This window comes from Pyxidicoccus sp. MSG2 (assembly GCF_026626705.1).
Classification (GTDB): Bacteria; Myxococcota; Myxococcia; order Myxococcales; family Myxococcaceae; genus Myxococcus.
Genome location: NZ_JAPNKC010000001.1, coordinates 6,961,515 through 6,984,692, shown reverse-complemented (window position 1 = coordinate 6,984,692; position 23,178 = coordinate 6,961,515). Strand labels below are relative to the sequence as shown.

General features: G+C 71.5%; 21 protein-coding genes. 7 read left to right on the top strand and 14 right to left on the bottom strand.

Annotated elements, in window-relative coordinates; translation table 11 throughout:
* Positions 1 to 829: 829 nt before the first annotated feature.
* The 5 genes from OV427_RS27560 to glgC all read right to left on the bottom strand — a co-directional run bounded on the left by OV427_RS27560 (position 830) and on the right by glgC (position 6,102).
* Positions 830 to 2,539, bottom strand: a complete 1,710-nt coding sequence (locus OV427_RS27560; RefSeq protein WP_267863485.1) for a fatty acyl-AMP ligase — start codon at positions 2,537 to 2,539, stop codon at positions 830 to 832.
* Between the two features lie 134 nt (positions 2,540 to 2,673).
* A complete protein-coding gene (locus OV427_RS27555) occupies positions 2,674 to 2,961 on the bottom strand; it encodes an acyl carrier protein (protein WP_267859162.1) in 288 nt (95 codons plus the stop codon).
* The gene (locus tag OV427_RS27550; RefSeq protein WP_267859161.1) at positions 2,954 to 3,529 is read right to left on the bottom strand and encodes an isoprenylcysteine carboxyl methyltransferase family protein; all 576 of its coding nucleotides are present in this window, start codon (positions 3,527 to 3,529) and stop codon (positions 2,954 to 2,956) included. Before OV427_RS27550 ends, OV427_RS27555 begins: the two co-directional genes overlap by 8 nt.
* Complete coding sequence (locus OV427_RS27545; RefSeq protein ID WP_267859160.1) at positions 3,523 to 4,608, bottom strand: type III polyketide synthase; 1,086 nt, start codon at positions 4,606 to 4,608, stop codon at positions 3,523 to 3,525. Before OV427_RS27545 ends, OV427_RS27550 begins: the two co-directional genes overlap by 7 nt.
* A 246-nt stretch (positions 4,609 to 4,854) precedes the next feature.
* Positions 4,855 to 6,102: a glucose-1-phosphate adenylyltransferase gene (glgC, locus tag OV427_RS27540; RefSeq protein ID WP_267859159.1), complete on the bottom strand. Its 1,248-nt coding sequence runs from the start codon at positions 6,100 to 6,102 to the stop codon at positions 4,855 to 4,857.
* A gap of 236 nt (positions 6,103 to 6,338) precedes the next feature.
* On the opposite strand from glgC, the gene OV427_RS27535 reads away from it, so the two are divergent.
* The 3 genes from OV427_RS27535 (at position 6,339) to OV427_RS27525 (ending at position 11,172) form a co-directional block, all read left to right on the top strand.
* Positions 6,339 to 8,399: a S8 family serine peptidase gene (locus OV427_RS27535; RefSeq protein WP_267859158.1), complete on the top strand. Its 2,061-nt coding sequence runs from the start codon at positions 6,339 to 6,341 to the stop codon at positions 8,397 to 8,399.
* A gap of 146 nt (positions 8,400 to 8,545) precedes the next feature.
* Entirely contained in the window at positions 8,546 to 9,517 is a 972-nt protein-coding gene (locus OV427_RS27530; protein ID WP_267859157.1) for a helix-turn-helix domain-containing protein, read from the top strand.
* Positions 9,518 to 9,561: 44 nt separating this feature from the next.
* Positions 9,562 to 11,172: a TIGR02996 domain-containing protein gene (locus tag OV427_RS27525; protein WP_267859156.1), complete on the top strand. Its 1,611-nt coding sequence runs from the start codon at positions 9,562 to 9,564 to the stop codon at positions 11,170 to 11,172.
* A gap of 7 nt (positions 11,173 to 11,179) precedes the next feature.
* Here OV427_RS27525 and OV427_RS27520 read toward each other — a convergent pair whose 3' ends face one another.
* The 4 genes from OV427_RS27520 to modA form a co-directional block, all read right to left on the bottom strand.
* On the bottom strand, positions 11,180 to 12,298 hold the full coding sequence (locus OV427_RS27520) for a serine hydrolase domain-containing protein (protein ID WP_267859155.1): 1,119 nt from the start codon (positions 12,296 to 12,298) through the stop codon (positions 11,180 to 11,182).
* 91 nt (positions 12,299 to 12,389) lie between these two features.
* The gene (gene modC / locus OV427_RS27515; RefSeq protein WP_267859154.1) at positions 12,390 to 13,460 is read right to left on the bottom strand and encodes a molybdenum ABC transporter ATP-binding protein; all 1,071 of its coding nucleotides are present in this window, start codon (positions 13,458 to 13,460) and stop codon (positions 12,390 to 12,392) included.
* Positions 13,457 to 14,131, bottom strand: coding sequence for a molybdate ABC transporter permease subunit (gene modB, locus OV427_RS27510; RefSeq protein WP_267863484.1), 675 nt, complete (start codon positions 14,129 to 14,131; stop codon positions 13,457 to 13,459). Before modB ends, modC begins: the two co-directional genes overlap by 4 nt.
* Positions 14,131 to 14,898, bottom strand: a complete 768-nt coding sequence (modA, locus tag OV427_RS27505) for a molybdate ABC transporter substrate-binding protein (protein WP_267859153.1) — start codon at positions 14,896 to 14,898, stop codon at positions 14,131 to 14,133. Before modA ends, modB begins: the two co-directional genes overlap by 1 nt.
* Positions 14,899 to 15,008: 110 nt before the next feature.
* On the opposite strand from modA, the gene OV427_RS27500 reads away from it, so the two are divergent.
* Both OV427_RS27500 and OV427_RS27495 read left to right on the top strand, forming a co-directional pair.
* A complete protein-coding gene (locus OV427_RS27500) occupies positions 15,009 to 15,512 on the top strand; it encodes a MarR family winged helix-turn-helix transcriptional regulator (protein ID WP_267859152.1) in 504 nt (167 codons plus the stop codon).
* Between the two features lie 189 nt (positions 15,513 to 15,701).
* Positions 15,702 to 17,255 carry a Do family serine endopeptidase gene (locus tag OV427_RS27495; RefSeq protein WP_267859151.1) on the top strand — a complete coding sequence of 518 codons (1,554 nt, stop codon included), beginning with the start codon at positions 15,702 to 15,704 and terminating at the stop codon, positions 17,253 to 17,255.
* On the opposite strand, the gene OV427_RS27490 is transcribed toward OV427_RS27495, so the two are convergent.
* Together OV427_RS27490 and OV427_RS27485 are read right to left on the bottom strand one after the other, a co-directional pair.
* Positions 17,236 to 17,889 carry a YdcF family protein gene (locus OV427_RS27490; protein WP_267859150.1) on the bottom strand — a complete coding sequence of 218 codons (654 nt, stop codon included), beginning with the start codon at positions 17,887 to 17,889 and terminating at the stop codon, positions 17,236 to 17,238. The genes OV427_RS27495 and OV427_RS27490 overlap by 20 nt on opposite strands.
* A gap of 208 nt (positions 17,890 to 18,097) precedes the next feature.
* Positions 18,098 to 19,477 (bottom strand): hypothetical protein, encoded by a 1,380-nt coding sequence (locus OV427_RS27485; RefSeq protein ID WP_267859149.1) that lies wholly within the window; start codon positions 19,475 to 19,477, stop codon positions 18,098 to 18,100.
* Between the two features lie 235 nt (positions 19,478 to 19,712).
* On the opposite strand from OV427_RS27485, the gene OV427_RS27480 reads away from it, so the two are divergent.
* Positions 19,713 to 20,102: a hypothetical protein gene (locus OV427_RS27480; RefSeq protein WP_267859148.1), complete on the top strand. Its 390-nt coding sequence runs from the start codon at positions 19,713 to 19,715 to the stop codon at positions 20,100 to 20,102.
* Between the two features lie 131 nt (positions 20,103 to 20,233).
* Complete coding sequence (locus OV427_RS27475; RefSeq protein WP_267859147.1) at positions 20,234 to 20,785, top strand: hypothetical protein; 552 nt, start codon at positions 20,234 to 20,236, stop codon at positions 20,783 to 20,785.
* Positions 20,786 to 20,828: 43 nt separating this feature from the next.
* On the opposite strand, the gene OV427_RS27470 is transcribed toward OV427_RS27475, so the two are convergent.
* The 3 genes from OV427_RS27470 to OV427_RS27460 form a co-directional block, all read right to left on the bottom strand.
* Complete coding sequence (locus OV427_RS27470; RefSeq protein WP_267859146.1) at positions 20,829 to 21,605, bottom strand: endonuclease/exonuclease/phosphatase family protein; 777 nt, start codon at positions 21,603 to 21,605, stop codon at positions 20,829 to 20,831.
* Positions 21,606 to 21,808: 203 nt separating this feature from the next.
* Positions 21,809 to 22,420: an MXAN_6652 family MXYO-CTERM-anchored protein gene (locus OV427_RS27465; protein WP_267859145.1), complete on the bottom strand. Its 612-nt coding sequence runs from the start codon at positions 22,418 to 22,420 to the stop codon at positions 21,809 to 21,811.
* A gap of 73 nt (positions 22,421 to 22,493) precedes the next feature.
* The gene (locus tag OV427_RS27460; protein ID WP_267859144.1) at positions 22,494 to 23,168 is read right to left on the bottom strand and encodes a TetR/AcrR family transcriptional regulator; all 675 of its coding nucleotides are present in this window, start codon (positions 23,166 to 23,168) and stop codon (positions 22,494 to 22,496) included.
* Positions 23,169 to 23,178: the final 10 nt, after the last annotated feature.

The following is a 23,178-nucleotide window of genomic DNA, read 5'->3' as shown; positions in this document are numbered from 1 at the left end:
GGCGGCCGGTTGCAGCGGAAGGAACGTTCATTCCGCAAGCCCTCCGCCAGGACGCGGGCGCACCCCGGCGGCCGACAGCGGCGGAAGGAACGTTCATTCCGCAAGCCCTCCGCCAGGACGCGGGCGCACCCCGGCGGCCGGCAGCGGCGGAAGGAACGTTCATTCCGCAAGCCCTCCGCCAGGACGCGGGCGCACCCCGGCGGCCGGCAGCGGCGGAAGGAACGTTCATTCCACGAGCGATCCATGACGCGGGGGCTCCCCGGCGGCCGGTTGCAGCGGAAGGAACGTTCATTCCGCCAGTCCTCCAAGACGCGGAGGCAGACCGCACGGCGTGAAGTGCACCCCGGTGGCCAGTTACAGCGGAAGGAGCGTTCATTCCGTGAGCCCTCCAGGACGCGCGGCCCCCCCGGCGGCCGATGGCGGTGGAAGGAACATTCATTCCGCGAGTCCACTCGGACGCGGAGCCTCCTCGGCGGCCGGTGGCGGTGGAAGGAACATTCATTCCGCGAGTCCACTCGGACGCGGAGCCTCCTCGGCGGCCGGTGGCGGTGGAAGGAACGTTCATTCCGCGAGTCCACTCCGACGCGGAGGCCCCCCGGCGGCCGGTGGCGGTGGAAGGAACGTTCATTCCGCGAGTCCACTCGGACGCGGAGCCCCTCCGGCGGCCGATGGCGGTGGAAGGAACGTTCATTCCGCGAGTCCACTCGGACGCGGAGGCCCTCCGGCGGCCGATGGCGGTGGAAGGAACGTTCATTCCGCGAGACCTCCTCCCCGAGGGATGGGGCGGAGCGCCGGGGTCTACCGCGTCCGGAATCAGCCGTACCCCGACTCACGTATCGTGCTCCGCCCTCGCCATGGCGATGGCGCTCTTCGCCATCTCCACCGCCATGCCGACCATGCCCACCTTCTTCGGCGGCGCCAGCTCTCCGGCCAGATAGCGCCGCAGCGCCTCCGCCCGGCGCAGCTTGCCGCTCGACGTGCGCGGCAGCGTCCCCGGCTCCAGTAGCCGCACCGTGTGCGGCCGCACGCCCGTGGCCTCCACCACCGCCGCGCGGATGCGCTCCTCCACCTCTTCACCCGCCCCCGGCCCCGCCCGCTCCGCGAGGATGAGCAGCGCCTCGTCCTCTCCGCCCTCCGGCGTGAAGCCCAGCGCCACCGCGCAGCCCGTGCGCACGCCGTCCACCGCCTGAAGCGGCTCCTCGAACGCCTGCGGCGCGTGGTTGGCCCCCCGGATGATGACCACGTCCTTCGCCCGGCCCGTGAGGTACAGCTCCCCGTCCGCCAGGAAGCCCAGGTCTCCCGTGTCCAGCCAGCCCTCCGCCGACAGCGCCCGACCCGTCGCCTCCGTGTCGCCGTAGTAGCCCGACATCAACGACGGCCCGCGCGCGAAGACACGCCCCACCCGCTTCTCCGGCAGCACCCCACCCGCCGCGTCGCGCACCTCCACCTCGAAGCCCGCCACCGGCGCGCCCACGCTCACCAGCTCCCGCGTCCCCACCTCCACCCGCGCCTCGCGCGCCAGCACCCCGGCGTCCACGCCCAGCGAGCGCGGGCCCCGGCCCTCCGGCGGGAAGGTCACCGCCAGCGACGCCTCCGACAGCCCGTACACCGGCCGCAGCGCCCGCGCGGAGAAGCCCCACCGCTCGAAGCGCTGCGCGAAGCGGCGCAGCGTGTCCGACGACACCGGCTCCGCGCCGTTGAGCGCGTGCTTCCAGGAGGACAGGTCCATGCCCTGCATGTCCTCGTCCTTCACCCGCTTCAGGCACAGGCCATACGCGAAGTTGGGCGCGGGCGAGATGAAGCCCTTGTGCCTCGACAGCGCGCGCAGCCACAGCGCGGGCCGTGCCAGGAAGACCTCCGGCGGAATCAGCACCAGGTTGCCCGGGTAGTACAGCGCCGACAGCACACAGCCGATGAGCCCCATGTCGTGGTACAGCGGCAGCCAGCTCACGCCCACCGGCGGAGTCCCCGGCCGCAGCGGCATGGCCACCTCCAGCGCCGCCACCTGCGACATCAGCGCCCCGTGCGTCAGCGCCACCGGCTTCGGGTCCACCGTGGAGCCCGAAGAGAACTGGATGAGCCCCAGCCCCTCCGGACGCACCGGCGCCTCCCATTCCTCGTCCCCGCGCGACACCTCGTCCACGGTGTGACAGCCCAGGCGCGGACGGGCCCGCTCCACGCTCGGCCCCAGCAGCAGCCGCACCCGCGAGTCCGTCAGCACCGCCGCCGCCCCCGTCACCTGGAGCATGCGCGCCGTGGTCCGGTGGTACTCCTCCAGCCGCCCCAGCCGCACCGGCGGATAGAGCGGCACCGGCACCGCTCCCGCCAGCAGCGTGCCGAAGTACGCGTCCATGAAGCCCGGCGAGGTGGGCAACAGCAGCGCCACCCGCTCGCCCTCGCGCACGCCCAGCCGCGCCAGCCCCGCCGCCGTGCGCCGGGCGCGGCGGTACACCTCCGCCCATGGCACGGCCACTTCCCGCTCGCCCGCGTCCACGAAGGTCAGCCCGTGCGACGTGGTGCGCGCCGTGGCCGCGAGCATCGCAGTCACCGTCGGGTGCTTCAGCGCTGGCAGGGCCGCTCCCTTCACGGATGTGCCTCCGGCGTTTGCTCCCGTCACGTGCGCAGCTTCAGGGCCCGCGCCCTTCACCCGCGCGGCTTCAGGGCCCACCCCCGTCACGAGCGCACCTCCGTGCCCCGAGGGGCCGGTGCTCCGGACGCCGCGGCCCGCTGTGCCACCAGCTTCGCCAGGTCCCCTACCGTGCGCACCTCCTGCGCGTCCTCTTCGGACAGGCGGATGCGGAAGCGGTTCTCCAGCCCCACCGCCAGCACCGTCAGCCCCAGGCTGTCCAACTGCATGTCCTTCAGGAGGTCATGTCCCGGCTCCACCGCGCCCTTCCATTCCAGCTCGTCGGCGGCGATGCGGCGAATCTCCGCCAGCACTTCCAGTTCGGACTCAGTCACGGGGCACCTCCGGGATGAAGCGGGGACGGTGGGCGAACTCCCGCGCGTACGCGTCGCCGAGCGCCGCCTCCTCCGCGCGAATCCGCACGAAGAGCAGCGCCGCGTTTCCCACCGAGAAGAACAGCGCCGTCCGCCACGCGCCGTGGATGAGCGGCACGCACGCCAACTCCAGCACCACCGCCACGTAGTTGGGGTGACGCAGGAAGCGGTAGGGCCCACCCGTCACCGGCGGCAGCCCCGGCACCACGATGATGCGCGAGTTCCACCTGTCTCCCAGCGTCGCGATGGCCCAGTAACGCAAGGCCTGCGCCGCCACCGCCCCGCCCAGCGCCGCCCAACCCCAGACGCCCGGGAAGGGCGACTCCAGGACGAGCACCTCCGCCACGCACGCCACCAGGAACAGCGTGTGGAACACCACCATGAAGCGGTAGTGCCCCTGCCCCGTCTCCACGCCGCCCCGCGCGAAGGCCCGTCCCGCGTTGCGCTTGGAGAGCACCAGCTCCACCAGCCGCTCCACCACGAGCAGCGCCATGAAGCCCAGGAAGACGGCTTGGGTGGAGGTCACCATCGCAAGAGCACCATCTCCGCGCAGAAACCCGGCCCCATGGCCATCATCACACCCCAGTCGCCCGGGCGCGGCCCAGCGTCCTCCAGTGTCTCCCCCAGCACGAAGAGTACCGATGCGGAGGAAAGGTTGCCCACCTCGCGCAGCGACGCCCACGAGCGCTCCAGCGTGGACGCCTCCAGCTCCAGCGCCTCCTCGAAGGCCTTGAGCACCTTGGGCCCGCCGGTGTGCGCCACCCAGTGCCGCACGTCCTTGCGCGCAAGGCCATGCTCCGCGAGGAAGCCGTCCACGTTGCCGCGGATGTGGTCCTTCACCAGCACCGGCACCTTGGCCGACAGCACCACCTTGAAGCCCGAGTCCACCACGTCCCAGCCCATGACGCGCTCGGTGTCCGGGTAGAAGACGGAGCGCGAGGCCACCACCCTCGGGCCCTTCGCGCCCGGCGTCGCCCCGCCCCGCAGCACCGCGCACGCCGCGCCGTCCCCGAAGAGGCCGGAGGCGATGATGTTGGGAATGGACAGGTCCTCGCGCTGCAACGTCAGCGAGCACAGCTCCGTGGCGATGACGAGCGCGGTGTGCGTGGGGAAGGCGCGCAGGTAGTCCGCCGCCCGCGCGATTCCCGACGCGCCCGCCACGCACCCCAGGCCGAAGAGGGGCGTGCGCTTGAAGTCGCCACGGAAGCGCACGCGGTTGGCCACCCGCGCCTCGATGCTGGGCGTGGCAATGCCCGTCACCGTGACGAAGAAGACGTGGTCCACGTCCCCAGGTGTCAGCTCCGCCTTGTCCAACGCCTGGCGCACCACCGCTTCGCTCAGCGCCGTGGCCTCGCGAATCCAGGCGTCGTTGCGCTGCTGGAAGGTGGTGAGCGGCGGATACGCCTCAATCGGCAACGCGAGGTGGCGGCCCCCCACCTGCACCGCGCGGTGCAAATCCTCGAGCCGCTCGAGGTTGAAGTGCTTCTTCGCCCACAGCTCTCGGAAGGCCGCGATGAGCTGTTCCTGCGTGGCGTAGTGCGGAGGGAGGGCACGACCTACCGCGCGGATGAAGGGCGGGGTGTCCTGGCCGGGTGCGCTGCTGTGCATGAAATTCTCGAGTCCTTCGCGACGCTCTCAGGTTGACGCTTAGCCGGAGGCCGGGCCCGACGCGAGGCACCTCGCGCCTGGATGAACGCCGCCGGACGCGCCCCCCGCGCCATTGTCGTACGGTAGACTCGCGCCCCTGCCCCGAGAAGTCGACGGGACGGCGCTGTCACACGGCAGACAGCACGCACAGTCCCGTTGAAGGAATGCACCCCAAAGCCTGAACAGGCGTTGAACGCCGAGCACGGCCTACTCGAAGCGGTAGCCCTTGGGCACCACGACGATGCCGGAGTCCGTCACCGTGAAGCCGCGGGCCTTGTCGGCCTCCAGGTCGAAGCCAATCTTCGCGTTGGGCGGTACGCGCACGCCCTTGTCGATGATGGCGTTCTTCACCTGCGCGTGACGGCCGATGTCCACCTCGTCGAAGACGACGGAGCGCTCCACCTTCGCGTAGCTGTTCACCCGCACGCGGCGGAAGAGGATGCTCTCGCGCACCACGCCGCCGGAGACGATGCAGCCTCCGGCCACCATGGAGTTGAGCGCGCGGCCCACCCGCTCGCCCGACTCGTGGACGAACTTGGCTGGCGGGCTGTACTCGCTGGCGGTGCGCAGCGGCCACTCGGCGTTGAAGATGTCGAACTCGGGGTTGATGGACACCAGGTCCATGGACGCCTCGTGGTACGCGTCCAGCGTCCCCACGTCGCGCCAGTACGTGTTGGGCCGCGTCTGCCCGGGGATGGGGTTCTTCGCGAAGTCGTACGTCTGGATGTGGTAGCCGTCGCGCAGCGCTCGGGGCAGCACGTCCTTGCCGAAGTCGTGCTGCGAGCCCTCCGTCTTCGCGTCCACCTCCAGCAGCTCCGCCAGCACCTTGCTGCGGAAGATGTAGTTGCCCATGCTGGCCAGCGCCGTGTCGGGCCGGCCCGGAATGGCCTTGGGATCCTTGGGCTTCTCCTGGAACTCCGTCACCCGGCCACGCTCGTCCACCTGCATCACGCCGAAGCGGTGCGCGTCCGCGAGCGGAGTGGGGTACGCGGCGATGGTGATGTCGGCGCGCATGTCCTCGTGCATCTCCAGCATGTGCGCCACGTTCATCTTGTAGATGTGGTCGCCGGAGAAGATGGCCATGTGCTCGGGCCGGTGGTTCTCCACCAGGTGCATGTTCTGGTAGATGGCGTCCGCCGTGCCCCGGTACCAGACGGGCCCCAGCTCCTCGTACAGGTACATCTGCGCGGGCACGAGCGTGATGAAGTAGTCCGACAGCAACACCGAGCCGAAGCGCCACCCGCGTTGGATGTGCTCCGTCAGCGACTGCGCCTTGAACTGCGTCAGGACGTAGATGGAGTAGATGCCCGAGTTGATGAAGTTGTTGAGGGCGAAGTCGATGATGCGGAACTTCGACCCGAAGGGCACCGCTGGCTTCGAGCGCCGCTGTGTGAGCGGCGCGAGCCGCGTTCCCTGCCCCCCTGCGAGGACCATCCCGAGAATGCGCGTGCCCATGCGGTGAAGTGTCCCTCCCGCCGCGCAGTATAGGGGCCAACGCGGGTTTGTCTGGTTTCACGGGCGGACGTCCGGCGTGGCCGCGTGCGTCAGAGACCCGGGACCGCGGGGAGCCCTCCGAGCGCGCCCAGTCGAATCCGCATGCACTCCTGGCCGATTCCCCGCGCGCGCCCCGCCCTATCTCTGCCTCCACGGTGCGGGGCGCTGACGCTCCGCGGCCGTCACTGGAGGTCGTCATGAAGTCCCTGTCTCGAGCGCCCTGGCTCGGTGCCCTGGCGCTGTCCCTGTCCCTCGTCGCGTGCGGCGAGGCCCCCACCCCACCTGCGTCCCCGCCGACCCACGCCTCGGCCTCGCTGCGCGAGCCCGCGCGCCGCTTCGTCCCGGGTCACGTCATCGTGAAGTTCCGGGAGTCGGACGAGGCGAGCCTGCGTGCCTCGCCGCCCACGCTTCGCGGCTTCCATGCCCAGGACGTCAAGGCGCTCGCCGGGGGCGCGCGACTCTGGTCGCTGGAGCCGGAGCAGCGGCGCCTGGGCGCGTCCATCGCCGAGGAGGAGGCGGAGTTGCTGACCGCCATCGAGGCGCTGCGCGCGGACCCTCGCGTCGAGTACGCGCACGAGGACCTGTACATGGAGTACTTCGCGGTGCCGAGCGACCCGCTGTACGCGCAGCAGTGGCACTACCCCGCCATCAACCTGCCCACGGCGTGGAACAGCGTCACCGGCTCGGTGAAGGTCGCGGTGCTGGACACCGGCAAGCTCGCGCACCCGGACCTCAGCGGGAAGTGGACGACGGGCTACGACTTCGGTGACAACGACGCGGACCCGACGGACGACGACACGTACCACCACGGCCTGCACGTGGCCGGCATCCTCTCGGCGAATGCGAACAACGGCATCGGCGGCGCCGGCGTCTGCTGGGGCTGCCAGCTCATGCCCGTCAAGGTGTCCAACAACAACGCCCCGGTGATGAGCAACGTGGGCAACGCCATCCGCTGGGCCGCGGACAACGGCGCGCGCGTCATCAACATGAGCTTCGGGACGACCAGCGGGACGGCCCCGTGCTCGGGCTACGCCTACATCCAGAGCGCGGTGACGTACGCCGTGCAGAAGAACGTCGTGGTGGTCGCCGCCGCGGGCAACAACGCGGCGGACACCGCCAACGTGACGCCCGCCTCGTGCACCGGCGTCATCGCCGTGGCGGCAAGCGGGCGGAACGGGCAGCTCGCGCCCTACAGCAACCGCGGGGAGCGGGTGGACGTCACCGCGCCGGGCGGCGACCCCAACTTCTACGGCGACGGCATCGGCTGCCCCGTGGACGGGACGACGTACAGCGGGACGGACGGCGCCGTGTCCACGTGGGCCGCGTACAAGGCAGGCACCACGCTGCTGCCGGGGGACTACTGCTACCGCTACCTCAGCGGGACGTCCATGGCGTCGCCGCACGTCGCGGGGCTCGCGGCGCTCATCCTGTCCCAGCGGCCGTCCATGACGCCCGCGCAGGTCACCGCGCGCATCAAGGGCACCGCCACGCCGCTGCCGTGCAAGGCGTGCGGCACGGGCCTCATCAACGCCGCCGCCGCCATCTACCCGCCGCTGCCGACGAAGCCCGCCAAGGGCAACTGGTACAACCCGGCGCGCAACGGCAACGGCCTGGACATCCAGTACGCCGCCTCCGATTCGCTCTCGCTCACGTGGCTCACCTATACCTCTGCTGGCGCGCCCATCTGGTACATGAGCACCCTCACCGCCGAGACGGGCGTGTGGGCGGGTGACCTCTACGAGTCGTACTGGAATGGCTCGAGTGCGTCCGCCACGAAGGTGGGGACGGCGAAGCTCACCCTGACCAGCGGGCAGTGGCGGTACGTGTGGACGAAGGGCGCGGCGTCGGGCAACGAGCCCATCCAGCCGCTGGCCTTCGGCGGCGGCTTCACGACGATGAACCTGAGCGGCAACTGGTACAACGCCTGGGAGCCCGGCTGGGGCATCCTCTTCGACTCGCGGGGGACGGTGCACGTCGCCAACGTCCTCATCTACAACGGCACCCGTCCGACGTGGGTGCAGGGCGTGGTGGACAGCGGCTCGACGTCGCTCTCGTTCAACTTGAGCTACGTGACGGGTACCAACCTGTGCCCGGGGTGCACGGGGACGCCTTCGACGGCGGTGCAGCCCGCGGGCACGCTCACCGTCAGCGGCTCGGCGGGCGTGCCCTCGACGGTGACGGCCTCCACGCAGGTGAGCTTCCCGGGCGGCTCGTGGTACCGCTCGCCCTTCACGCTCAGCCGCCTGACGGGTCCATAGCCCCCGGGTAGGAAGCAATGGCGACCGCACACCTCCGTACCTGAAGGGTGCTGGAGGCGAACGGGGCTGCTGGCGATGATGTGCCAGCGGTCTCGTCCGTCTCCTCGGCCCGGGGGTGCGCGTTGCCTGCTGTCTTCACGACCGACATGGTCTCCGAGAAGGAGCGGATGGAGTACTGGCAGGAGACGGCGAGCCGGGTCTTCCTCGGCCTGCGCACGGAGCAGAAGCGCAGGAACGAGCCGTTCTTCGGCAGGTTGGATTATCGGGAAGCGGGGCCGCTGTCGGTGACGCACGTGCACTCGGCCTCGCAGCGGGTGTACCGGGGGGAGACGGAAATCGCCCGGGCGCCGCGCGAGTGCTTCTTCATCTGCATGCAGCTGGAGGGCGTCTGTACGGTGCGGCAGCCGCGCCGGCCGGAGTATCAGACGCGGCCGGGCGACGTGGAGTTGCTCGACGGGGTGCGGCCCGGCGAACTCTCCTTCGACGCCGAGTATCGCCGGGTGGTCATCCTCGTCCCGTACACGGCGCTGCGGCCGCGACTCGTGGACGCGGACAAGTCGATTGGGAGCGTGCTGCGGGCCAACGAGGGCACCGGTGCGCTGGTGTCAGCGTACCTGAACGCCTTCGCGCGCAACGAGGTCGACGCGCCGGTCTCCGGTTCGCTCTCGGACATCCTGGTGTCGCTGCTCGCGGTGGGCTTCAACGCGAAGGAGGATGGACCCCGGCCGGACACGGAGAGCGTGCGCGAGGCCCGGCGGCACGCCATCCGCGACTTCGCCGAGCGCAACCTCGGGGACCCCGCGCTGAGCCCGACGACGGTCGCCGCCCAGTTCCGCTGCTCCACGCGCTACCTGCACGGGCTGTTCGCGGAAGGGGGCCAGTCCTTCATGCGCTGGGTGCTCGCACGGCGACTCGCCCGGTGCCGACAGGCGCTGCTCGCCCCGGAGCTGCGGGAGCGCAGCATCGCGGACATCGCCTTCCGGTGGGGGTTCCAGGACCTCTCCCACTTCGGCCGCGCCTTCAAGGCGGCGTTCGGCATGACGCCTCGGGAGTGCCGCGCGGAAGGGGGCGGGCAGCGCGGCGCCCCGCGGGCCCGGCGGCGCCCGACACGGCACTGAGATTCCGAGCGGGAGAGCCCCCTTCCGAGGGAAGCTTCGGGACGATGCCGAAGAAGAGCGAATCGAAGGAAGCCTCCCTCACGAAGGCCGCGACCGGCGGCGAATGGCGCACCGTGCTCGCGGGGCTCCTCGACGCCTGGCGGGCCGCGCCGCACCGGGAGCTGGCGGACCGCGTGGTGTCGGTGGGCGCGAAGGTGGCGGGAGGCAGGGGGCTCTCCGGTGACTGGGACACCGTGGCGAAGAAGCCGGACGCCGCGGTGCTCTCGACGCTGCTCGACACACTCCTCGACAAGGGGTCGGTCAAGGCACGTCCGCGCCTCGAAGCGCTGGAAGACTGGCCGACGGACCCACGCATCGACCGCTGGGTCGCCGACCGGTATGCCGACCCTCCCTTCACGAGCACTGGCGCCCGTCCCTTCTGGACACGGCTGGCGCCGCTCGCTCGTCGCATCCTGGACGCCCGGGCCGCGGAGAGCCTCGCGAAGGCGCGCGCCGGTTACGACCGCTCGATTGCCCACGAAGAGTTCCTCGCGGCGCACCTCGACCGCATCCGTCCGCGGCTGGACGCGGTCAAAGACGGGGCGCTCTCCGCCGACACCCGCGAGGCGCTCGCGGTGATTGATGCGGCCCTCCGCGCGGACGCAGAGGCCGCGAAGCCCGCGCGCTCGGCGGACTCCGCGACGCTCCTCGCGCAGGTGCTCGCGAAGCCGGAGGACGACGAGGCGCGCGCCGTGCTCGCGGACGTGTTGCTCGAAGCGGGCCATCCTCGCGGTGAGCTCATCGCCCTCCAGCTCGAAGCGACCCGCCGCCCCCTCACGCCGGCCGAGGTGAAGCGGGAGCGGCAGCTCATCAAGACGGCCCGCGCGGAACTGCTCGGTCCGCTCGACGGTGTGCTGAAGCCGGATTGCACCTTCTCACGCGGCTTCCTCACGCGCGCGGCGCTGAAGCAGGGCAACTCTCGCGCGCTCGAAAGCGCCATCGAGAAGACCGCCGGCCACCCGCTCTGGGCCACCGTCGAGCATCTCGAAGGAAAAGGCGATTACGACATCACCACGCATGATGTCATGAGGTCGCTGCGCTCACTCGCCCATTCCGACGTCGGCCTCGAGGCGCTTGCCGGGATGCCGAAGCTGGAGGCGCTCGTGGAAGGCAGTGCCTCCGACGAGTGGCTCGAGCTCGCCAGGGCGAAGGGCGCCTTTGTGCAGCTTCGCGAGCTGGACCTCCAGGTCTACCCGCGCCAGGCGCGCGAGTTCCTCACGTCGCCCCTCGTCGCGCGCCTGGAGCGACTCCAGGTCAGGATGAGTCTCTCCGGCCATGACCCTTCCGGCGCCGAGTCGTCGATGTCCCTCCTCGCGCTCGTGCCGAAGTTGAAGGTCCCCGAGCTCACCTTCCGCATGGTCCGCCACGATGGCAAGGACTGGAGCAGCGGCTACCACTTCGTGCGGGACGCCTCGGGCAGGCTCTCGGTCCGCGTCTTCACCACGTCGATGAACGAGCCCCACGAGGCGCTCGTGCAGGGTGATGTGCTGCGGGGCCTGGACCAGATTTCCAGACTCGAGCCGGCGAGCCTCGTCGTGGCCCATCAACTGCGCACCGGGCATCGGAGGGCCGTCGAGCAGCGAGCACGCGAGCTGGGAGCCACGCTGGAGGGCTGACGCGGACTCACAGCGTGGTGAGCACCTTCAGCAGCTTCTGCGTCGTGACTCCCGGCTGCTCGGCGCCCTCGCGATTGGTCATCACCGCCAGCGAGGCCTTCTGCCGGGGCAGCCAGACGGCGAGAGACGAGAAGCCAGGGATGCCGCCGTTGTGGCCCTGCATCGGCGTCACGGGGTCCTCCCACTGCACGAGGCCCAGTCCGTAACCGGACTCCGTACCCTCATGCGCCGGTACCCACTGGGACATCTCCGCGCGCTGTGCCGCCGTGAGCAGCTCCCCCGAGAAAAGACCTGCGAAGAAGCGGCTGAGGTCGTCCGCGCTCGACACCAGCGCGCCGGCCGCACCCGCCGCGGACGGGTGGAGCAGTCCTTCCAGGTTCGTCCAGGCGCCACCCTCCACCTCTCGGGTGTACCCGCCCACGGCGAGGGGCGGCAGCGGCTCGCCTCCACCCAGGCCCGTGCTCGTCAGGTTCAGGGGCTCGAAGATGCGCGTGCGGAGCTGCTGTGCCAGCGAGGTGCCGGACACGGCTTCGATGATGTGGCCGACGAGGATGTAGTTGGTGTTGGAGTACTCCCAGCGCGCTCCCGGCTCGAAGAACGGTGAGTGGGCCGCGCCGTACGCGATGAGCTCCTCGGGCACCCACACCTTGCCGGGGTTGCCCATCGCCTCGGTGAGGAAGTCCGCGTTCTGGGTGTAGTTGGCCGTGCCGGCCGTGTGGTTCAGGAGCTGGCGCACGGTGATGAGGTTCGCGCGGGGGAAGTCCGGGAGCCACGTCGCGAGCGGCGCGTCCAGGGACAGCTTTCCCTCGGACTGGAGCTGAAGCGCCACCACGGCGACGAAGGTCTTGGTGATGCTTCCCGCGCGGAGCCGGTCCTCGGCCTTCAGCGCGGTGGCGGACTCCACCTGGGACAGGCCCGTGGCGCCACGCCAGGTGCACTCGGGGAGACGGAGCGAGACGGTGACACCCGGGAGGTCCTCCGCCGTGGCCGCCTCTTCGAGCGCGCGCTGCAGCCGGGGCGCGAGCTGCTCGCAGCGGGTGCCCTCGGGCTCGTCCTTGCCGCATCCCGCGAGCAACAACCACAGCGATGCGCCGAGCGCGAGCCGACCGGAACGATACCTGCCCATCTCATGTCCTCCAGTGAGTGACGTGGTGCATGCACCCGAGCACCGGAGGACCGCGTTTCTGTTACCCGGTAGCGAAAGTCTGGAGCACCGCTCAGCGCAGCCGTCGGCACGCGGCGGTCTTCACCGCGAGGTACACGCGAGCTCCCGGCACCACACCCAGCTCGCGCACGGAGGTCGCGGTGAGCCGCACCACCCAGCTCACTCCGGCGACGTCCACCGTGGCCGCGTCCTCGCCCGACGCCGCGGGCTCCACCTTCGCCACCGTCCCCATGAGCACGTTGCGCGCGGAGACACCGGACAGCGCCCCCATGGAGAGCAGCACGTCCTCGGACGGCACCGCGTACGCCGCGCGCGTACCCGCTGGCAGCTCCAGCGCATCCGGCACCCAGAGCGCCAGTCCTTCCGCGACTCGCAGCCGCAGGCCGCCGCCCTCCGGGCGCTCCAGCGTGCCCTCCAGGATGTTCTCCTCGCCCTCCCCCTCCGACGCGAGCAGCCCTCGCGCCGTCGTGCCCAGCACCTCGGACGCGAGACCCACCGCGCGGACCCGGCCTTCGTCGAGCAACAGGGCTTCATGGGCGAGCACTCGCGCCTCACCGAGCTGGTGCGTCACGTACAGCAGCGGCACCTTCGCCTCGTCGCGCACCCGTAGCAGGTATGGCAGCACCCGCTCCTTCAGCGCCACGTCCAACGCGGCCAGGGGTTCGTCCAGCAGCAGCAGTGCCGGGTCGGTGGCCAGCGCCCGCGCCAGGGCCACGCGCTGCTTCTCGCCACCGGAGAGCGTCGCGGGATAGCGATGCAGCAACGGCGTCAGCTCCAGGAGGGCGATGGCCTCCTCCGCCCGCGAAGCCCGGCCCTTGCGCTCACCGAAGCGCACGTTCTGCCCGGCGGTGAGGTGCGGGAAGAGCAGCGCGTCCTGCGGCACGTAGCCCATGCGCCGTGCTTCCGGCGGCACGTCCACGCCCGCATCGCTGTCCAACAGCACCCGCCCTCCCACTTCCACGCGTCCCCGCGCCCCGCGTCGCAGCCCCGCGAGCACCTCCAGCAGCGAGGTCTTCCCCGAGCCCGAGCGCCCCAGCACCGCCACGGAAGCGCCCGCGAGGCGCGTCTCCACCTCCAGCGTGAAGCGCGCCAGCGGAAGCCGAAGGGACAGGACCAGGCTCACGCGCGGCTCCGCTGTCCCCGCCGCCGTGTCACCACCTCCGTCGCGTACACCGCCACGAAGGCGAGCAGCGCCGCCACGCCCGCCAGCCGCAGTGCCTCCGCGTCCTCGCCCAATTGCGTGCGGTGGAAGATGGCCAGCGACAGCGTCTGCGTGCGCCCGGGGATGTTGCCCGCCACCAGCACCGTCGCGCCGAACTCGCCCAGCGCGCGGGAGAACGCCAGCAGCGCCCCCACCAGCACCCCGCGCCACGCCAGCGGCAGCGTCACGCGGAAGAACGCGCGCACTCGCGAGTCCCCCAGCGTGCGCGCCACCGCCACCAGCCTCGGGTCCACCTCCTCGAACCCCGAGCGTGCCGAGCGCACGAGCAGCGGGAAGGCCATCACCGCGCTCGCCAGCACCACCGCCTTCGGGGTGAAGACCACCTCCACACCCCACGCATCCAGCACCCGTCCCACCGGCCCGTTGCGCGCCAGCAACTCCAGCAGCACCAGGCCCACCGCCGTGGGCGGCAGCACCATGGGCAGCGCCAGCACCGTCTCCACCAGGCCCTTGCCCGGCCCGTCCCACCGCGCCAGCGCGTACGCCACCGCCACCCCGAGGGGGAGGATGAGCAGCGTGGCCACCGACGCCACCGCCACCGTGAAGAAGACGAGCCCCGCCGTGCCTTCCATCACGGAGCGCGCGGCTCCTTCCCACCGAGCACGATGAAGCCCTGCCGCGCGAAGACCTTCCGCGCCTCGTCCGTCTGGAGGAAGCGCACGAAGGCCCGCCCGGCCTCCGGCGACTTCCCCTTCGTCAGCGCCGCCACCGGGTAGGTGATGCGCGGCGCGTCCGCGTCCGGCACCGCGAAGGCCACCTTCACCTTCTTCGACTGCGCCGCGTCCGTCGCGTACACCACGCCCGCGTCCACCCGCCCCGACTCCACCGCCGCCAGCGCCGCGCGCACGTCCAGCGCCGGCACCACCTTCGGCTCCAGCGCCTTCCACAGCCCCGCCTTCTCCAGCCACGCCTTCGCGTACACCCCCGCGGGCACCGCCGCCGGGTCCGCCAGCGCCAGCCGCTTCACCCCCTTCAAGCCCTCCGGCCCCGCCAGCCGACCTTTCACGTCGGACGGCACCACCACCACCAGCCGGTTGGACAACAGGTCCACCCGGGTGCCGGGCTGCACCAGCCCCGCCTTGTCCAGGGTGTCCATCCGGACCGCATCCGCCGAGAGGAAGGCATCCGCCGGAGCCCCCGCGACCGCCTGCCGGGCCAGGTCGCTGGACGCACCGAAGGCGAACTCCACCTCGTGGCCGGTGGCCTTCGTGAAGGCCGGCGCCAGCTCCTGGAGCGCGTTGGTGGTGCTCGCCGCGGCGAACACCAGCGCCTTCTCCGCGAGGGCGGGAACGGCGGCCAGAGCGAGAAGAAGAGAGCAGAGGAGTGAGAAGGGACGCATGATGGGGTGTTACTCACTTTCCAGGGCAGGCGAGGGCTCATTGTCCACATGAGCGCCCCCGCCGCGACAACGGGTTGACCCGCAACCCCCAGGCCGCTAAGGCATACTCCGTGTCACGGAATATCCATAAAGAGGAAGAAGACGTCTCGACCGACGTGCACAAGCTGCAGCAGTTGCTGCTCGCGCTGGGCCGGCGTCGCTCGCTCCGTGATCCCATCGCCGCCACGTGCGAACAGCTCCAGTTCACCCCGCCGCAGGTGCATGCCCTGCTGTGGCTGGGCCAGGACGGCGCGCTCACCATGGGCGAGCTGGCCCGGCGGCTGGGCGTCACGGAGAAGACCGTCACCGGTGTCGTGGACCGCCTGGAGCGCGAGGGCCACCTCATGCGCGAGCGCAGCGCCGCGGACCGCCGCGTCGTCCGCTGCCGCCTCACGCCTGACGGGCAGGCGACCTGGCAGAAGCTCGAGCGCTTCACGCTCCAGGGCATGGGGCAGCTGCTCAGCATCCTCGACACCAGCGACCGCAAGGCGCTCTTCCGCATCCTCGAGAAGCTCCTGCGCCGCATCGACTCGCAGGCGGGGGCCGCACCCAGCTCTCGCGAGCGCTCGGCCTGAAGCTCCCGGCTTCCAGTGCTCCGGGCACGCCCGCCCCTTTTTGTATGCAGGGTGAATCAGGGTTCAGCGCGTAGGCACTCCCTGGAGGAGTGCCTCGGCGCCGGGGCGAGTCCCCGGACGGGGCTCCGCTGGAGGAGCGGGCCAGGCGGGCCCCGCGCGGGGCCGGGCGTTGAATGGAGGGAGGCAGCCATGAAGCGCAGCACACGCACGCTCACCGCGGGGCTGGGACTGGTCCTCATGCTGGCGGGCTGCCGCCGGAGCAGCGAGGAGCCCTCCTCCGCTCCGCCGCCCCCGGCCCGGGAGGAGACCTCCGCGAGCGCCTCGGACCCCACCGGGGGCCGCACTCCCGCCGGGCAGCCGATGCCTCCGGACATGCGCTCCGCGCTCGCGTCCGTCGCCCCGCTGGTGGAGTCCGTGAAGGCCGCGGTCGTCAACGTCGAGGTCCGCGAGGCCACGTCGTCGCGCCGAGGACCGGAGGACTCGCCCTGGGGCGAAGAGGGCGAGTCTCCCTTCGGCGACACTCCCTGGGGGCCCTTCACGCCTTTTGGCCGCCGGGCCCCCGCGCCCCGGGAGACACCGCGCGAGGGGCTCGGCTCGGGCTTCATCATCGACGGCCGGGGGCTGGTGCTCACCAACAACCACGTCGTGCAGGACGCGACGGAGATTCACGTGCAGCTGCCCGACGGGCGCAAGCTGCGCGCGAAGGTGCTGGGGACGGACCCGCTCACGGATGTGGCGGTGCTGCGGCTCCAGCTCCCGGCCGACGCGAAGGCGCTGCCGGTGGTGCGGCTGGGTGACTCGGAGGCGCTGCGCGTGGGCGACTGGGTGGTGGCCATCGGCAACCCCTTCGGCCTGGGCTCCAGCGTCAGCCTGGGCATCGTCTCCGCCAAGGCGCGCGACATCGAGGCGGGCCCCTTCGACGACTTCCTCCAGACGGATGCCGCCATCAACCCCGGCAACTCCGGCGGCCCGCTCTTCAACCTCCGCGGCGAGGTGGTGGGCATCAACACCGCCATCATCGGCGAGGGCGCTGGCATCGGCTTCGCGGTGCCCAGCAACCTCGTCCGCGCGCTGGTGCCACAGCTCGAGAAGGACGGCGCCGTCACGCGCGGCTGGCTGGGTGTGGCCGTGCAGGATTTGACGGCGGACCTGGGCGAGGCGCTCGGCCTGCCGACCCGCGAAGGCGCCATCGTCACCGACGTCTCCGAGAAAACGCCCGCCGCCGAGGCCGGGCTCCAGCGGGATGACGTCATCCTCGCCGTGGACGGCAAGCCCATCGACTCGGGCAGGACGCTCACTCGCATGGTGGCGCTGACGCCTCCCGGCACGGCGCTCACCTTCTCCGTCTACCGGGACGGGAAGAAGGCGGAGGTGAAGGCGACGCTGGGCACGCGGCCGGACTTGGAGGGCGTGACGTCACGGAGCCGTCCCTCCGAGCGGGAGCAGCCGGTGCACCAGCGCCTGGGGCTGGGCCTGGCGGACATGGACGCACGGCTCGCGCGGGCCCAGGGGCTGCCGGCGACGGGGGCGTTGGTGACGGACGTGGACGACGCCTCGGCGGCCGGGGCTTCGGACCTGGTGCCGGGCATGGTGGTGGTGGAGGCCGGCGGCAAGCCGGTGCGCCGCGCCACGGACTTGATGCGACTGTTGCGAGAGGCACAGCCCGGCCAGTCCGTGCTGCTGCGCGGGGTGCTTCCGGGTGGCGTGCGCGAACTGCGCGCGCTCACGGTGCCGGCGGAGTAGCCGCGTCCTCGGGCGCGCGGGCCAGGAGCACGCGCGGGTGCAGCAGCAGGGCGATGGCTTCGCGCACCGTCCAGTAGAAGCGGTCCACCGCGTTGAGGTTGCGCTCGGTCTCCAGCGCGGGGCTGGTGGCCACGTCCAGGCCGTTGAGGCGGAAGTACTGCCGCGCCCGCAGCAGGTGGTACGGGTCCGAGACCACCACCACGCGCCGCGCGCCCAGCGTGCGCAGCACCTTCGCGGCGAGGCGCGCGTTCTCCTCCGTGGAGTGGCTCTCCTCCTCCAGGATGCAGGCCTCCGCCGGCACGCCCAGCCGCGTCGCGAGCGCCAGCATCACCCGCGCCTCCGACGGGGGATTCACGCCCACGCCTCCGGAGAAGACGAGCCGGGGCGCGACGCCGCGCTGGTACAGCTCCACGGCCTTCTCGGTGCGAGCGCGCAGCGCTCCGGAGGGCACGCCGCCGGGAAGTACGCGAGCGCCCAGCACCACCACCGCGTCCGCGGACTCCGCCCGCTCGCGCTGACCGAAGCGGTCCACCACCCACGCCAGGCCGAACACGCCACACGTCAGCGCGCCCACCGCGACGATGAGGCGGCGGCGGAGGAGGCCCGGTCTGGGTGACAGCGAGGAAGGCGGCACCGGCGGCACGGTAGCGCCGCGCCGGCCGGGTCGCGAGCGCGGCGTGCCTGGAAGGAACGTTCATTCCGGCCGGGTCGCGAGCGCGGCGTGCATGGAAGGAACGTTCATTCCGGCCGGGTCGCGAGCGCGGCGTGCCCGGAAGGAACGTTCATTCCGCTTGTACCTGCCCGCGAGCGCCACGTGCCCTGCCGGAATGCGCGTTCCCGCCTCAGGGGTCGAAACCCTCGAGGAACGCGTCGCGCCGGCCGCCCATCGGAGACGGCATCATGCCCATGCCGAGGTCCGCCGCCGCGATTCGCGAGCCCGCCACGGCGCACATGCCGGTGGTGGCATGTGACGAGACGAAGTAGCGGTCCCCCGACACGTCGGTGCCGGCCGGGTGGTTCATGGCGAAGCCACGCACCCACCGCAGCGCGCCGTCCACGCGGTCCAGCTTCACGACGAAGAGGTTGGACTGCACGCCCGGCACGCCCGCCATGGGGCCCGTGCCCAGGTCATCCCCATCCTCGTACCGGCCGACGACGACGGCGCCGTCGTCATAGTCCATGGACACATCCAGCCCGGAGAAGCCGAGCACCCGCACCCAGCGCTCGTTGCCATCGCGGTCGAACGCCGCCACGTACGCATCGCTCCAACTGCCCTTCGCCGTGTACCGCTGCCCCTTGAAGGTGAGCGGCTTGAGGAAGTCCCCCGTCATCAGCACGCGGTTGCCGTGCACCGCGACGCCGCTCGCATTGCCGTAGTCCGTGTCGAGCGTCCGCTCCCACACCGTGTTGCCCGCCGCGTCCAGCCGGAGGAGGTACGGCAGGAAGTGGAGGTCCGAGCGCACCCTCACGAAGTGGAAGCCCGTCAGGTAGAAGTTGCCCTCGTTGTCCGCCGCCACGCTCCGCCCTCGGCCTTCCCGGTTGTCCACGTGCAGCCACAGGAAGTCCCCGTCCGGGCCCAGCTTCAGCAGCGCGGGCACGTCGCGCAGCACCAGGTCCGGCAGCGTGCCCGCCACCGCCACGTTGCCCCAGCGGTCCGCGTCCATCCGCTGGATGACGAAGCCGGAGGACACGCCCAGCGCCTCCAGGCCGGACGCCCACAGGAAGCCACCGTCCCTGTCCAGCTTGAGGATGAAGCGCCCCGCGGGCAGCGGCCCTCCGCCGTAGTCCACGCCCGCCGGGTTGCGGCCCGCGATGAGCACGCGGCTCTGCGAGTCCACCGTCAGCGCCTCCGCGAAGCCCGGCAGGTGGAGCGACCACAGCCGCTCGCCGCTCGCGCCGTACTTCGACACCACGAAGGTGTCCGGCAGGTACGAGGCCAGCGCCCCCTCGCCGTCCGTGAGGCTGTCGCTGGGGGCGCCCTCCGCCACGTTCAGGGCCACCACGGCGTTGCCCTCCGAGTCGAGCCCCACGCCGGCCATGAACTCCTTGCCCACGCCCTTCATCGACTGGAGCCAGCGAGATGCGCCGCCCGCCGTGGTCGCCTGTGCCTGGGCTCGCATCGGCTCGACGGGAGTCAGCGGCGCCGTCTCCGAGGGGCCCTCCCAGTCACCTTCGTCCCCCTGCTCCACCGGCCCACCGCACGCCGCCAGCACCAGTGCCACGCAGGCACTCCATCCCCATCCACGACGCATGTTGCTTCCCCCACCGCGGCGCCCGGGCCCACGGGCAGCGGGCGTCACACCGCATGCACGGTGGGGATTCAGCCGTCCCAGCGCCACCTCTCCGGGGGCAGGTCTGACAGTCCACTGGCACACGCCCAAGCCCACATGCCGGGAGAGCAGACGAACGTACGAGCACAGTGGACGGGCCCGCCCCGGCTGCGCTCCAATCCGCCGCATGATGACCGAGCAAGACGCGGCGAAGGTGCTGTCCGACGCGGAGCTGGTGCCCTGCGCGGAAATGGCGTTGATGGATGCGCGGCGACTGGTGGACGCCTGCCTGGGCGCGGACGTCCCGGCGCTCGTCCACCGCGAGGCGTGCGCCAAGGTCGGCTGCACCCCGAAGTTCCAGGTGCTGGTGCGCCCCGAGGACGGCCCCCGCGTGGCCGCGCTCCTCCAGCAGCGCTGGCTGGACAGCATCCAGGCCGAAGGGCTGGGTTCCGAGGGCCACGTCATGCAGCCCCTGCCTGCCCAGGACGCGGAGGGCGAGCCGCCCTGCCCCGCCTGCGGCACCGCCGCCCCCCTGGTCGCCGGGGCCTGCGCCGACTGCGGTCTCCAGCTCGAGTAGCAAGCAGGCAGACTGCAATTTTCCACCATTGCTCCTTTCCTCACCTCCGGGGTCCGGCGCACAATGGCCGCGCCCGGAGCACACTGGGAGCACGGGCACGGGCGCACTCGGGGCCGTGGTGGAGGACACGCATGGAAGTCAAAGGCGTCGCGTTCCTGGCGCGACAGCAGATGATGGTGCAGACCTTCGGCGAGGCGGCCTGGAAGGGCTTCCTCACGGAGTTCGCGAAGAAGGAGCCGTTCTTCGCCAACCCGGTGATGCCCGTGACGCGCATGCCGGTGGATGCCTTCCTCCACCTGAATGAGGACCTGCTGGCCCGCTTCTACGGCGGCAACAAGAGCGCCTGGTGGCAGTTCGGCATCAAGTCCGCCGAGTACGCGCTGGTCCAGGGCCAGCTCAAGACGATGTTCAGCCCGGGCGATTTGCGCCGCTTCCTCCTGTTCACCCCCGGCATCTGGAAGGGCTACTTCACCGAGGGCGACCTGAACGTCCACCCCGGCCAGGGCCACACGGACCTGAGCATCACCCACGTGCCCAAGCCCCACGTGTACTTCGAGCTGTCGGTGATGGGCTTCGCCTTCGGCGGCCTGACGCAGCTGGGCGCCAAGAATCTCCAGCACCAGGTGCTCAAGGGCTACAGCAAGGGCGACAAGGAAGTGCTGTACCGCTTCAACGTGAGCTGACGCACCCCGGCCGCCCCTCGCGTTGCCGGGGCGGCCTCAGGCGTCAGGGCGCGGAGCCGACGGCGCCCGCTTCGGCGGGGCGCTCGGCCACCGCGGGAATCGATTCCGGCTTCAGCCGCAGGTCCGCCACCACCGGGTAGTGGTCCGACACGGCCACGTGCAGCACGCGGCTGGACACCGGGGTGAAGGCATCACACGCCAGCACGTAGTCGATGCGCAGCGTGGGGAGGATGAACGGCATCGGGTACGTGCCGCGCGCCCCACCGGTGGCGGCGACCACGTCGCGCATGTCCCGCCGCAGCAGGCGGACGGGGCGCGAGTCCGGGTCGTCGTTGAGGTCCCCCATCAGCAGCTTGGGCCGCGAGTCGGCCGCCATCAGCCGGGCCACCAGGGCGCTCTGGCGCACGCGCGCGTCGCCGTTGAAGGGACGGCGGATGAGGTGCGTGAGGTAGATGCTCACCTCGCGCCCGTCCATGAGCACCACCGCGTGGGCCAGCGTGCGGGGCTCCGCGCCGCGAGGCACCGGCAGCGGGTACTGCGCCAGCGCCTCCAGCGGGAAGCGCGACAGCAGGGCGATGCCATAGGCGCCGCCATACAAATCCGTGGTGCGGAAGTGGGCGCGGTACGGCAGGCCGGTGAGGCGGGACAGTTCCGCCACCTGGTCCACCCCGCCCGCGCGCGTGGAGCCGACGTCCACCTCCTGCAGCGCGACGACGTCCGGCACCGAGGCGCGGATGACGCCCGCCACGCCCTCCAGCCCGTGGAGGCCGGACTGGATGTTGAAGGTCATCACCCGGAGCTCCCCCGTCTTGCGTTGCACGGAGGCAGCAGGGGCCTCCGGCGGACGGAGGCCGGGGCCACTCACACACGCGAGCGGCCCCATCAGGAACAGGATGGGAAGGAGTCGGCGGAGGTGCATGGACAAGGGCGCGGATGTTAGGCCGCGCCCCCGGAGGCTGTCGCCCCACCCCGCCGCGCCCGCTCTCGGAGCAGGCGGCCGACTACGCAATGCGGCGGCGCGGGCTACTTGCGGCGGCGCGAGCGGGCGCCGAGCAGCATCAACACCGCGCCCAGCAGCGGCGCGCCCGCGGCGGCCGAGCAGCCACCCCCGTCACCCTCCTCCTCGCCGGTGCCACCCGTCACGGTGATGGTCTTCGAGGCCTGCGCGGAGGCGTCGCCCTCGGGCTCGTTGTTGAAGTTGGTGGAGTTGCCCGCGCCGAAGAGCTTCACGGAGCCGCCGCTGGCCGGCGCCACCAGCGTGAAGTCGAAGCGGAGCGTGCCGTTGGAGAAGGCCTTGGGCTGCTTGTGCGTCACCTCGCCGCTGCTCTTCCGCGAGTCGGAGCCGGCCTCCACCGAGCCGCGGTCCACCGCCACGTTGAAGCCGCCGCGCACGCCCGCGCCGCCGGTGATGACGAGCGTGTAGTTGCCGGTGGCGCCCGCCTCCAGCGTGTCCGGGCCCTCCAGCGTCACCGTGGGCGTCGTGCCGCCGCTGTGGCAGGTCGAGTTCATGCACGTGTTGCCGGCCTGCTTGCCGCTGAAGCCGGTCTGACCGGTGGCGTAGGCGAAGGCGGAGCCAGAGACGAGGCACGCCGCCATGGTGCCGGCAACCCAGAGAGACGAACGAGATGACCGCATGAAGCCTCCTGAAGGCGAACGACTGGGATGAAGGCCCTTCATAGCGCGACGCGGCAAGCGTTCACAGCAACACTCAGCGGACACCGGCCCGCAGCAGCAGCACACAGGCTTCGTCACGCAGTTGCGACAACGTGTACCGCGTGTTTCCACCGGCATTTTCCAGCCCCGCCACCAGCGACAGCAGGCCGTGCGCCACCGTCCACGCGACGTTGGCCAGCCGGCGCGGCTGGAAGCCCGGGGCCAGCCGCCCCGCGCGCGCGTCCGCCTGGAGCCGCGCCTCGAGCGCGTCGTTGAGCCGCGCGCTCAGCGCATACACGCGCTCGCGCTGCGCGTCGGACTGACGGCCCAGGAGCTGGGGCCAGAGGTACACGACGCGGAAGGCGTCCAAATCCTCCGCGTACAGGTCCACCCGGGCGCGCACCAGCGCGGCGAGCGCCTCCACCCCGCTGTCCGCGGAGGCCACCGCCACCTCCAGCACCTCCACCTCGCGGGCGAGGCCCTCCACCGCCAGCTCCCCGACGAGGTCCTCCTTGGAGCGGAAGTAGTAGAAGAGCGACGGCTTGCTCAGGTCCGCCTCCGCCGCCACCGCGTCCAGCGTCAGCCCGGAGAGGCCCTCGCGCACCAGCACCGCGCGCGCGGCGGTGAGGATGGCCGTGCGCCGGCCCTCCTGCCGCCGCGCCTTGCGGGCCTCGCGCTCCTGCGCGCCCGAGGCGGCGGCCCCGGTCTTCGGCGAGGCGCGGCGGCGCACGGCCGGAGAC

Coding starts and splice junctions, on each gene's coding strand:
- OV427_RS27545 (WP_267859160.1), bottom strand. CDS start 4,608: ATGCACAGCAGCGCACCCGGCCAGGACACCCCGCCCTTCATCCGCGCG.
- OV427_RS27480 (WP_267859148.1), top strand. CDS start 19,713: ATGATGACCGAGCAAGACGCGGCGAAGGTGCTGTCCGACGCGGAGCTG.
- glgC (WP_267859159.1), bottom strand. CDS start 6,102: ATGGGCACGCGCATTCTCGGGATGGTCCTCGCAGGGGGGCAGGGAACG.
- OV427_RS27535 (WP_267859158.1), top strand. CDS start 6,339: ATGAAGTCCCTGTCTCGAGCGCCCTGGCTCGGTGCCCTGGCGCTGTCC.
- modA (WP_267859153.1), bottom strand. CDS start 14,898: ATGCGTCCCTTCTCACTCCTCTGCTCTCTTCTTCTCGCTCTGGCCGCC.
- OV427_RS27495 (WP_267859151.1), top strand. CDS start 15,702: ATGAAGCGCAGCACACGCACGCTCACCGCGGGGCTGGGACTGGTCCTC.
- OV427_RS27520 (WP_267859155.1), bottom strand. CDS start 12,298: ATGGGCAGGTATCGTTCCGGTCGGCTCGCGCTCGGCGCATCGCTGTGG.
- OV427_RS27560 (WP_267863485.1), bottom strand. CDS start 2,539: ATGCTCGCGGCCACGGCGCGCACCACGTCGCACGGGCTGACCTTCGTG.
- OV427_RS27465 (WP_267859145.1), bottom strand. CDS start 22,420: ATGCGGTCATCTCGTTCGTCTCTCTGGGTTGCCGGCACCATGGCGGCG.
- OV427_RS27525 (WP_267859156.1), top strand. CDS start 9,562: ATGCCGAAGAAGAGCGAATCGAAGGAAGCCTCCCTCACGAAGGCCGCG.
- modB (WP_267863484.1), bottom strand. CDS start 14,131: ATGGAAGGCACGGCGGGGCTCGTCTTCTTCACGGTGGCGGTGGCGTCG.
- OV427_RS27530 (WP_267859157.1), top strand. CDS start 8,546: ATGGTCTCCGAGAAGGAGCGGATGGAGTACTGGCAGGAGACGGCGAGC.
- OV427_RS27550 (WP_267859161.1), bottom strand. CDS start 3,529: ATGGTGACCTCCACCCAAGCCGTCTTCCTGGGCTTCATGGCGCTGCTC.
- OV427_RS27475 (WP_267859147.1), top strand. CDS start 20,234: ATGGAAGTCAAAGGCGTCGCGTTCCTGGCGCGACAGCAGATGATGGTG.